The following is a 2288-nucleotide window of genomic DNA, read 5'->3' as shown; positions in this document are numbered from 1 at the left end:
AAAGCCATTGTCATGGACGAACGATTGGCAGCGTTGCGCGCTGAACCAAGTCTTTCTGCCAGATTGGTGCGTCGCCTCGGGCGCGGGCGCGTAGTGCAGTTGCTCGGCGCGCGACGGACCGCTGATGGCGTTCTGTTCGAGCGCGTGGCCGTCACGCGCCGCACGCGCGGATGGGTGCAACGTGACGCTCTCGCCTCGCCGTTTCGCGCTGGCGACGACCAGCGTCTTTTCGATCTAATTCGCGCTTCCCGTGGCTTCGAGCGCATTGCCCGCGCGCAACTCTTTCTTCGCCATTTCGCGCGATCACCACATAGACCTGCCGTGTTGCTTCTGTTGGCAGAAGCTGCCGAGCGTGTGGCCGAAGACCTTTCGCGCGATGCGCTCAGGAGACTGAATCCGGCGGAGATGACTGCCACCGGTGCTCCGGCGCACAGCTATTTCATGAACTACGTCGGACTCGACCGTTACAACCGGCAAGGCATCCGTTTCGTGTGGGATGGCGCGGAGCGAAGATTTCGGTACGACGGCGCTGGTTGGCGCGAATTGCTGCGCCGTTACCCGCAAAGTCCCGAAGCCGAGCAGGCGCGGCGCCGTCTCGCACGCGATTGAGTCGCGCCACGCGAAAGCAGCGACACCGCGGATGGGGAGGCTATCTCAACGGCGTAACGCTCGCCGTGTCTATCCGTGCACTGCGAAAGCAGCAACACCGCGAATACGCCGCGCCATCTTCCGCCCGGCAGACCTTCAGCCTTTGCAGCCCAGGCGCTCCTTGAAATCGGCGTCGCGCAAGCCACGAGCAAGCGCTATTGCAAAATCGTCGGCAGGTGGGTAGAGTGTGTGCGGCGCATGAAACGTTCTCATGCTGGAGGTCTCCCCACAGGGTGGGTGTGCCTCTTGATATCATCAGCAACGTACCGGAGGTGAAAAAACAGTGCCCACAGGAATTTGCCCTGAGTGCGATGCCGAAGTCCACGTCGATCTCGACATGGACAAGGGGGACATCATCTCCTGTGAAGAGTGCGGGGCCGAGTTGGAGATCGTCGGACTCGATCCGGTCGAACTCGACCTCGTCGAAGAAGGGGATGAGGAATACGATTTCGAGGAGGATGAAGACGAGGAGGACTACGACTACTGAGAAGAGATTGACCCGAGGATTCGAACTGCACAGAGGGCTGCGCGCGTTTTCGTCGAAAAGTTATTATTGAACGAGCCGTTTGGTCGCTGGATCGAAACGATATCCGGTTCGGCTTTGACGTAAACGAAGACCGCGCGGCCCTTCAATGCGGACCGTATGAAAGAGTCCATCGCGCCGCTTCTGCTCCGGTGGGTAAAAGGCCAAAGCGTAGGCGGCATTGATCTCCTCGGCCATCGCGCGAAAGAGCGAATCGAAATCATCTTCGGTCGCGTAAAAGTTCCTCCCGCCTGTCATCTCGACTAAGCCGCTCACGTCAAGCGGCGTCGGCAGAGGCGCTCGCATCGAAGCGGCGGAGACGAAGCGCGAGTAAGATGGCAGCGTCACTGAATAGACGCTCACGTCGGCGGCATTGGCGCGCTCGATCACGGTCTGCGGCGAGATGGTGTCGCCCACTGGGAACCCATCGGTCACCAGCACGACGGCCCGTTTTACGGGAATGCCGCTTCGCGTGCGCGGCGCATGACGCGCGAGCAAACGGATCGCGTCATCCACCGCATCGTAAGCGTGCGTCGAAAGCCCATTGACGTCGCGCGCCAATTGAGCGAAAACGCGCTCGAAACGCCGCGGATCATCCGTGAAGTTTTGCAAGACCTTGACGCGCATGCCGAAGCTCATCACGGCATAAGTGAAGGGGCGCCCAGCCATGGAGCGCGCAAACGCCTCCAGCGCTTGGCGTAACCTCAACATCTCATCGGCGCGCATGCTGCCCGATACATCCAACGCGAAAACCACCGCCACGGGGCGCACGCCGCCAGTCCGCTGCTCAACGTTGAAAAAAGCGACGGGCCGCTCCTCTCCATCGTCGTAGATGCGAAAGTCTTCTGCTCTCAGTCCGCGCACGGGAAGCCCTTGGTGGTCCGTCACCGTGACGTCAACGAGGACGAGATCCGTCTCAACGCGAATCACTTCTTCGAGCGATTCGCTGCCGCTGACTGGTGGCGAAACGCGACGCGGACGGGTTTGCCGAGCGGGGTCAACGGGTGCTTGTTGGGCGACGACCGTCTGCGCAAAGAGCGCGGCGGTACAGACGATCGAGCACAAACAGCGGCAAAACGGCGGCGCAGCATTCATCTTCGGCGTCCTTAACCTTAAT

At 60.8% G+C, this 2288-nt stretch carries 3 protein-coding genes; 2 read left to right on the top strand and 1 reads right to left on the bottom strand.

The window, feature by feature from the left end; all coding sequences use genetic code 11:
* On the top strand, positions 1–609 hold a 609-nt coding region (locus C4334_RS13930), incomplete at its 5' end, for a hypothetical protein (protein WP_352432696.1).
* 322 nt (positions 610–931) lie between these two features.
* Positions 932–1135, top strand: a complete 204-nt coding sequence (locus C4334_RS13925) for a hypothetical protein (protein WP_352432695.1) — start codon at positions 932–934, stop codon at positions 1133–1135.
* A gap of 63 nt (positions 1136–1198) precedes the next feature.
* Here the strand turns inward: C4334_RS13925 and C4334_RS13920 are convergent, their stop codons facing one another.
* Positions 1199–2266, bottom strand: coding sequence for a VWA domain-containing protein (locus C4334_RS13920; RefSeq protein ID WP_352432694.1), 1068 nt, complete (start codon positions 2264–2266; stop codon positions 1199–1201).
* Between the last annotated feature and the right edge of the window lie 22 nt (positions 2267–2288).

Origin of the sequence: Pyrinomonas sp. (genome assembly GCF_040289685.1) — a bacterium.
Taxonomy (GTDB): Bacteria; Acidobacteriota; Blastocatellia; order Pyrinomonadales; family Pyrinomonadaceae; genus Pyrinomonas.
Note: the sequence above shows the minus strand (reverse complement) of the source record. Positions and strands in the feature narration are given on the sequence as shown.

What these genes read in the sequence shown, in the direction of transcription:
- C4334_RS13920 (WP_352432694.1), bottom strand. Translation starts at nt 2,266, where the DNA reads ATGAATGCTGCGCCGCCGTTTTGCCGCTGTTTGTGCTCGATCGTCTGT.